The 7,426-nt window shown below is 38.4% G+C and carries 7 protein-coding genes; 6 read left to right on the top strand and 1 reads right to left on the bottom strand.

Features of this window, described 5'->3' with window-relative positions; genetic code table 11:
- Positions 1–320 precede the first annotated feature (320 nt).
- The 4 genes from ACEYX7_RS05960 to ACEYX7_RS05945 all read left to right on the top strand — a co-directional run bounded on the left by ACEYX7_RS05960 (position 321) and on the right by ACEYX7_RS05945 (position 3,737).
- On the top strand, positions 321–761 hold the full coding sequence (locus ACEYX7_RS05960) for an RrF2 family transcriptional regulator (protein WP_374804864.1): 441 nt from the start codon (positions 321–323) through the stop codon (positions 759–761).
- A 117-nt stretch (positions 762–878) separates the two neighbouring features.
- The gene (gene yihA / locus ACEYX7_RS05955) at positions 879–1,709 is read left to right on the top strand and encodes a ribosome biogenesis GTP-binding protein YihA/YsxC (protein WP_374804865.1); all 831 of its coding nucleotides are present in this window, start codon (positions 879–881) and stop codon (positions 1,707–1,709) included.
- Between the two features lie 105 nt (positions 1,710–1,814).
- On the top strand, positions 1,815–3,239 hold the full coding sequence (locus ACEYX7_RS05950; RefSeq protein WP_374804866.1) for a leucyl aminopeptidase: 1,425 nt from the start codon (positions 1,815–1,817) through the stop codon (positions 3,237–3,239).
- 81 nt (positions 3,240–3,320) lie between these two features.
- Positions 3,321–3,737: a DNA polymerase III subunit chi gene (locus ACEYX7_RS05945; RefSeq protein WP_374804867.1), complete on the top strand. Its 417-nt coding sequence runs from the start codon at positions 3,321–3,323 to the stop codon at positions 3,735–3,737.
- Positions 3,738–3,769: 32 nt separating this feature from the next.
- Here ACEYX7_RS05945 and ACEYX7_RS05940 read toward each other — a convergent pair whose 3' ends face one another.
- Complete coding sequence (locus ACEYX7_RS05940; protein WP_374804868.1) at positions 3,770–4,486, bottom strand: glutathione S-transferase family protein; 717 nt, start codon at positions 4,484–4,486, stop codon at positions 3,770–3,772.
- 183 nt (positions 4,487–4,669) lie between these two features.
- Here ACEYX7_RS05940 and ACEYX7_RS05935 point away from each other — a divergent pair, with 183 nt between their 5' ends.
- Complete coding sequence (locus ACEYX7_RS05935) at positions 4,670–5,746, top strand: hypothetical protein (RefSeq protein ID WP_374804869.1); 1,077 nt, start codon at positions 4,670–4,672, stop codon at positions 5,744–5,746.
- A gap of 142 nt (positions 5,747–5,888) precedes the next feature.
- On the top strand, positions 5,889–7,400 hold the full coding sequence (gene gltX / locus ACEYX7_RS05930) for a glutamate--tRNA ligase (RefSeq protein ID WP_374900308.1): 1,512 nt from the start codon (positions 5,889–5,891) through the stop codon (positions 7,398–7,400).
- Positions 7,401–7,426: the final 26 nt, after the last annotated feature.

Genomic DNA, 7,426 nt, shown 5'->3' with positions numbered 1-7,426 from the left:
GAATGAAATTAGTGGCAGGATTTATAAATTGGCAAGTTAATCGCTAAATTTACATTTTCGAAAGAGGTCTAATATATCAACAAGATTTTATTGATTATGACTGTAATGTATGGTCTATCCAAATCAATATAAATGACATCTTTAATCTACACCTAACTTTAGAAATTAAAATATAAAAATAAATAATTTTAACTCTTAAGCCGAATATATATTATTATTTTTCAGTAATAAAAATCCAAAATATCTCCATCAACGCTATACAAATCGATTTTTTTTACCTATACTTTATAGTTCAAACAAATTTGCTTTGTTCTCTCACTATGCAATTAAACAAATTTACCGATTTTGCTGTTCGTTTATTGATGTATCTTACGCAAAGCCAAGATCAGCTCAATACCATTGCTCAAGCAGCACAAGCTTTGCAAGTGTCAGAAAATCACTTGGTCAAAATTACCCACTTTATGAGTAAGCAAGGTTGGGTCATCAGCACGCGTGGACGTGGTGGCGGAATCAGCATTGCGGCGGAAACACTGGATTTGCCTTTGGGTGAAATGATTCGCATACTAGAAAATGATGAGAAAGTCGTCGATTGCTTGCATCCACATGCGTGCATCTTAAGATTTAATTGCCAACTAAAAGGTGTTTTAGATCAAGCACTAGAGCAGTTTTATCAACACCTCAATCAATACACTTTGAAAGATGCTTTTGTTAAAGGTAAAAGTCATCAATCCACTCACGCCATCGAAATCTTAAATATATAACCTGTTTGTTTGCTAAGATTTTATCTTTGAAATCATTATGTTAAAAACATGGTTATATTTTGCAGCATAAATCAGTTATAATTCTTGTCAATCATCACGTCATGTTGAGCAAAAGTTATGCGTATTAAACACAAATCCAAAGACACCAAAGCACGCCTTGCCCCAAAACAAAAAATCAGCTACGAAAAAAAGCCTAAAGTCGATGATATTTATAGCCAACAGGCGATGAACTGGTTACGCCAAGCCGAATTTTTGATGAGTGCACCCAAGTTAGATTTGTGCGTAGAAGATACGGGCTTTGAAGTGGCATTTGCAGGGCGTTCTAACGCAGGAAAATCCAGTGCTATCAATGCTTTGACCAATCAAAAACAACTTGCTCGAGCGTCCAAAACCCCTGGGCGTACGCAGATGATTAACTTTTTTAGTCTAGGTAATCCTGATCAACGTTTGGTGGATTTACCAGGTTATGGCTATGCGGCTGTGCCTGAAGACATGAAGAAAATTTGGCAAAAAGAATTGGAAAATTATTTAATCCAACGTCAATCTTTGCAAGGTTTGGTGCTATTGATGGACATTCGCCATCCTTTACAGCATTTTGACCGTATGATGTTGCAATGGGCATACTCTCGTCAATTATTTGTGCATATTTTATTGACCAAAGCCGATAAACTCAATCGTGGTCCTGCCAACAAAGTCTTACTTGAAGTGCAAAAAGAACTTAAAGCATTGAAAATCAATTTTTCCATTCAATTGTTTTCATCAATGGACAAGCAAGGCTTACCTGAATTGGCGGCGTTATTGGCAAGTCGTTTGGGCTTCACTATTCCTGCCGATGGACAAGGAAATAATGTTAATATTTTAGAACAACAAGCCCAAGATTTGTTGCAAGGCGTGGACTTGGACAGCATTCCGATTATTAGTGAATTGGATGCCGATGATGAGCCTTGAACGATACAGAAATTCAACGTTCAAACGCATCTAAATATGCTCTAATACAACACTGGGATAGTATATTCCCCAACATATCAATCAGCACATCAAATAGGAAAGATTATGCAATTTCATCTTCATCAACACGATACAAAACAGCCAACATGGATGCTTATTACTTCACAACAGCTCGATCATTTAAAAAGTCAAGCCGACTTCGCACCGCTTGCTACTTTGATTGACGCTTATGCTTTTAAAGCTGATTTTAATGAAGTTCTAACAGGCGTAAATAGTCAAGGTCATATCGTTTATTTGCTTGGCTTAGGCGATAGCGAAAAATTGGATGCAACAAAGACGCAAAAATTAGCTACGACAATTGTTAAAAATAGCCAAAATAAGCACGAAGCGATCAGCGTAGATTGTGCTAATTTAGCAGAAAAATTACAGCCGTTATTGGTACAAGCCATCAGCCAAGCCAATTATGTATTTGATGAAAATAAATCTGAAAAATCTAAAGCGGTTCTCAATCATGTCGATTTTGTCAATGCCAAAGCATTAACGCAAAATGATTTGGATTATTGCAAAGCGTTACATCAAGGACAAAGTTTTGCCCGTGACTTAGGCAATCGCCCTGGTAATGTCTGCATCCCTGCTTATTTGGCAGAGCAAGCCATTGAATTAGGCAAACAATATCCTGAGCTACTCAAAGTCACTGTACTAGAAACCAAGCAAATTCAAGCCCTTGGTATGAATGCATTTTTGGCAGTGGCACAAGGTTCAGTCAATGAAGGTCGTGTAATTACCTTAGAATATAAAGCTGCTGGTGAGCAAAAACCTGTAGTCTTGGTCGGTAAAGGTATTACTTTTGATACGGGTGGTATTTCGATCAAGCCTGCCGCATCAATGGATGAAATGCGTTTTGATATGTGTGGTGCAGCGTCGGTATTGGGCGTAATGCGTGCTTTGTGTGAAGCAAAATTGCCAATCAATGTAGTCGGTGCGATTGCTGCCGCTGAAAATATGCCATCAGGTAATGCGACTCGCCCAGGTGATGTGGTAAAAAGTATGTCAGGGCAAACTATTGAAATCCTAAATACGGATGCTGAAGGGCGTTTGGTATTGTGCGATACCTTGACTTATGTCAAACGTTTTGAACCTGAATTGGTGATTGACATTGCGACATTGACTGGTGCATGTGTGGTAGCATTAGGCAAAGTCTATAGCGGTTTGTTCTGTGATGATGAGCAATTGACCGCCCAATTACGCCAAGCCGGTGAGCAAAGCCATGACCGTGTATGGCACATGCCGATGGCAGAAGATTATCAAGATGGTTTGAAGTCTAATTTTGCTGATATGGCAAATATCGCAGGCCCTTATGGTGGTGCAATTACCGCAGCGTGTTTCTTAAAACGCTTTACCAAAGATTATACTTGGGCACATTTGGATATTGCAGGTTCTGCATGGCTATCGGGTGATGCCAAAGGTGCAACAGGTCGTCCAGTACCGATGTTAATGCAATTCTTGGCGAATCGTGCCAAAAAAGCATAATCGCTTATCTTGATGTTTTTAAAAATAGCAACGCCAACCTTGTGTTGGTGTTGTTTTATTTGATAATTTGAATAAATGATTATGGCTAAAATTAGTTTTTATCTCATCGAAAAAAAACCACAATCACCGATACAGATTGCGGTACGTTTGTGCAAGCAAATTTATCTTAAGCATAAAATTTGGCTATATTGCGATGATGATGCGACCATGCAACAGCTTGATGATTTATTGTGGCAAGATGATGATGCTACACGTTTTATTGCCCATGGCATCGACCAATTTGAAGCCCCGATTTGTATTTCCATGCAAAAGCCACAGCTTGGCTTTGATGTGTGTATCAACTTGACCGAAAATATTTTTCAATTCAATGCTCTATCCCAATCTGATTTGCATTTAATTGAAATTGTCGCCAATGACGAGCCAGCTAAAATCATCGGACGTGAGCGTTATAAACATTATCGACAAACTAACGTTGAGCCACAGGTTTATCGTTTATAATTTTTTAAAAATTAAAATCTTAGCAGTTTGACCTACCACGCTTGTTGCCAATAATGTACAAATTCTGCTTGGTCAAATTGTCCTTTTATAACCGCTTGTTGGTAACTCTGCAAATCGTGCAAATCATTTAAATAACGTTGAATATTTTGAAACGGTTGAAATTTTGGTATAGATACCGCCAAGGCGGAAAGCATAAATTCCATTAAAATATCCACCGCTTTTAAATTGTCATTGACCAAGAATTTTTGCTGTTTTAACAAATCATCAATCATGGCAAGCTGTTCAAAAATCGATGGATTTAAAAATTTTTGATCAAATGTGTGTTTTATTTTACCTGTAATCAATTTTGCAATCCAAGGTGAATGACTGACGATTCGAGCAAAAATTTGTTTCAAAGCTAAATTCGGCATCAATGAACTATCGGCAAATTTTTTGAAATAACAATGATTTGCCAATTGTTGAGCGGTGAAATTTTCACTAGAAAATAATTCATGTGTGGCAAATTTTATCGCTAAAAAATCAAAAATTGCGGATGTTTCTGCCAAAACGATTTTTTCGTTATGCTGATTTTCTTCAATCACTAAAATCGGCACTTTACCCAATGGATGAATAGTCTTCAGCCATTCAGGGGCAAGTCCTTGGCGATTTCTTTCACAAAAAATCAGTTCATAATCAAGCTTTAGGCTTTCTAATAACCAAATAATACGCTGCGAACGTGAATTGCCAAGGTGATACAGTTTAAATTTCATAGAAATATCCATTTTGCCAATTTTTTTTAAAATATCGTTCCACATTAAATGTATTTACTGATCTAAATCAATTTTGCCTTACGATTATAAAAGTATTTTTAAGAAATTTGTTAAAAATACTACCGCTTTTAAGCAATACTTTGTAAAATCAAAATAAGTATAAATTTTTGGCGGTAAAATAACATGGCATTAAATGTAGGTGAGAATTTTAAACAACGTTGGTTAGATGCACCAGAAGCAGTATGTGCCTGCTTTGAGCGTGAGCTACGCCATGTCTGCGATTTACTTGAGCCACATACCGTATTCGAGGTTTGGCAGACCAATGATCAACATTTGCAACGCCAGCATCATATCGAACGTAAAAATGCCTATGCACAGCTAAAACAGCAAATCTTGGATCAGCGTCGTGCTGAGATGCAACAACGCCTACAACAACGCCAAGCCGAGCTTGAACAACAGTTACAGACACAACGCCAGGCCGAACAACAATTGTTATTAGACCTTCGCGAGCAAGAAAAGCAACAACAACAACAGCAATTAGTTGCCTTGCAAGCATACGCAGAGCAATTGAAATTACAGACAATCGCCGACAAGATCAGTAAATTCGATACCACAGCACATCATCATTTATCCACAAGTCAATATGCAACTATGGATAACTCTATATTATTGGACAGCAAACAAGCTGAAAAAATTTCCAAGCGACTAGAAACCGAATGCGATAACTGGTTGCAAAATAGTATGAAACAGCTTCGCCAACAGCTACAGAATGCGATGCAGCAAGAGTTACAAGCCATTCAAAAACAATTGCAACAGCAGGTTAAACCTGTAGCAGATACCACGACACAGCACGCTACGCAAAACCATACACAGCAAAAGACCATACATCAAAATTCAACGCAACAAACCGCACAAGTAGAAACTCAAGTTACCGCTACAGCCACGACATCAACTCCCAATAGTGTAGAAAAAACAGCTCCGACATTGACTCAAGCAACTGTAGAAGACAAAAGCAAAACTGGGACACCACAGCAACAGGCAAAGTCAGCAGAAGTAAGCTCTACTCGATCGAACCATGTTAAAAACCAAAATGATCATCATAGTCAAACGTCTAAACAAGACCGTACACAAGATTTATTGAGTCAATTTCAAAGCAACCTACAAGCCAATCTCACCACGGCCAACAATCTAAATCATGCAAATCAAAATCAACACAATGGCAATGGTCGTAAAACAATCCACGTGCATAAAAAATCTTAATTTCTGATATCTATACAACACCGATAACTGTTTGGAAACAGCTATCGGTTTTTTATTTTTATAAAATGCAACTCGCAAAGTTAGTCCAATCACAATCGATAATGCTATAATACTGCTTTAATTTTAATAAAAGCCGATTGTTATGACTGTTCGTACTCGTATTGCACCATCGCCAACAGGTTTTCCGCACGTTGGTACTGCTTATATTGCCCTATTTAACCTTTGCTTTGCCAAACAACATGGCGGTGAATTTATCCTACGTATTGAAGACACCGACCAACTCCGCTCTACCCCTGAATCAGAAAAAATGATTTTGGATTCATTACGTTGGCTCGGTTTAAATTGGTCAGAAGGTCCAGATATTGGCGGTAAACATGCACCATATCGTCAGTCAGAGCGTATGGGTATTTATAAACAATATGCTTTGGAATTGGTCGAAAAAGGTCATGCGTTTTATTGCTTTGCGACCGCAGAAGAACTCGATCAAATGCGTGCCGAACAGCAAGCCCGTGGCGAAACCCCAAAATATGATGGACGTGGTTTATTACTATCACAACAAGAAGTCGAAGAGCGTCTAGCCAAAGGCGAACCGCACGTTATCCGTATGAAAATTCCTGAAGACGGCGTATGTAAATTCAACGACATGTTGCGTGGTGAAGTGGAAATTCCTTGGTCACAAGTGGATATGCAAATTCTGCTCAAAACGGATGGTTTACCGACTTATCATCTTGCTAATGTAGTCGATGACCATTTGATGGAAATTACCCATGTGATCCGTGGTGAAGAATGGATTCCATCTGCACCAAAGCACCAATTACTATATAAATATTTTGGTTGGGACATGCCAGTATTGTGCCACATGCCATTACTACGTAACCCTGACAAATCAAAATTATCAAAACGTAAAAATCCAACGTCTATTAATTATTATAAAGACATCGGCGTATTGCCTGAAGCCTTGTTAAATTATTTAGGGCGTATGGGTTGGTCTATGCCTGATGGAAGTGAAAAATTCAGTTTGGCAGAAATGATTGAACATTTTGATATTCAACGTGTTTCTCTCGGTGGACCAATTTTTGATGTGGAAAAGTTACACTGGTTAAATGGTCAATATATCAAAGCCATGACACCTAGCGATTTGTTAAACACCATTTTGACTTGGCAAGGCGACCGCCAAAAATTGGAAGACATTGCCGCAGCGATTCAACCACGTATCAACTTACTTTCGGAAGCGGTGAACTGGTCAGGGTTTTATTTTAATCACATGCCAACGATTACTGCTGAGCAATTTGAAAGTAAAAAACTGTCTAGCGAACAAGTCCGCCAAAGTTTGCAATTTGCGATTTGGCGATTGGAAAATTTATTTACTTGGAACAATGACACTGTGAGCCAAACTTTGATGGATTTGGCTACACAAATGGACATTAAATTGCGTGACTTTATGCCTGCATTCTTTATTGCCATTGCAGGTTCGACCAGCTCAACGCCTGTAATGCAGTCGATGGTGACGATTGGTCCTGACTTGACTTTTGCTCGTCTGCGTCATGCATTAAGCATCGTTGGTGAACCAAGTAAGAAAGAATTAAAGGCATGGGAAAAGCTTAACGAAAGCTTAAAAATGCCTAAAAATTCAACTGATGAAAATGCAGAGTAATCGCAATCATTGACAGTATGTAGTAT

Origin of the sequence: Hubeiibacter jixunmingi, from assembly GCF_041928215.1 — a bacterium.
Taxonomy (GTDB): Bacteria; Pseudomonadota; Gammaproteobacteria; order Pseudomonadales; family Moraxellaceae; genus Acinetobacter.
Note: the sequence above shows the minus strand (reverse complement) of the source record. Positions and strands in the feature narration are given on the sequence as shown.

Coding starts and splice junctions, on each gene's coding strand:
- ACEYX7_RS05935 (WP_374804869.1), top strand. CDS start 4,670: ATGGCATTAAATGTAGGTGAGAATTTTAAACAACGTTGGTTAGATGCA.
- ACEYX7_RS05960 (WP_374804864.1), top strand. CDS start 321: ATGCAATTAAACAAATTTACCGATTTTGCTGTTCGTTTATTGATGTAT.
- ACEYX7_RS05945 (WP_374804867.1), top strand. CDS start 3,321: ATGGCTAAAATTAGTTTTTATCTCATCGAAAAAAAACCACAATCACCG.
- yihA (WP_374804865.1), top strand. CDS start 879: ATGCGTATTAAACACAAATCCAAAGACACCAAAGCACGCCTTGCCCCA.
- ACEYX7_RS05950 (WP_374804866.1), top strand. CDS start 1,815: ATGCAATTTCATCTTCATCAACACGATACAAAACAGCCAACATGGATG.
- gltX (WP_374900308.1), top strand. CDS start 5,889: ATGACTGTTCGTACTCGTATTGCACCATCGCCAACAGGTTTTCCGCAC.
- ACEYX7_RS05940 (WP_374804868.1), bottom strand. CDS start 4,486: ATGAAATTTAAACTGTATCACCTTGGCAATTCACGTTCGCAGCGTATT.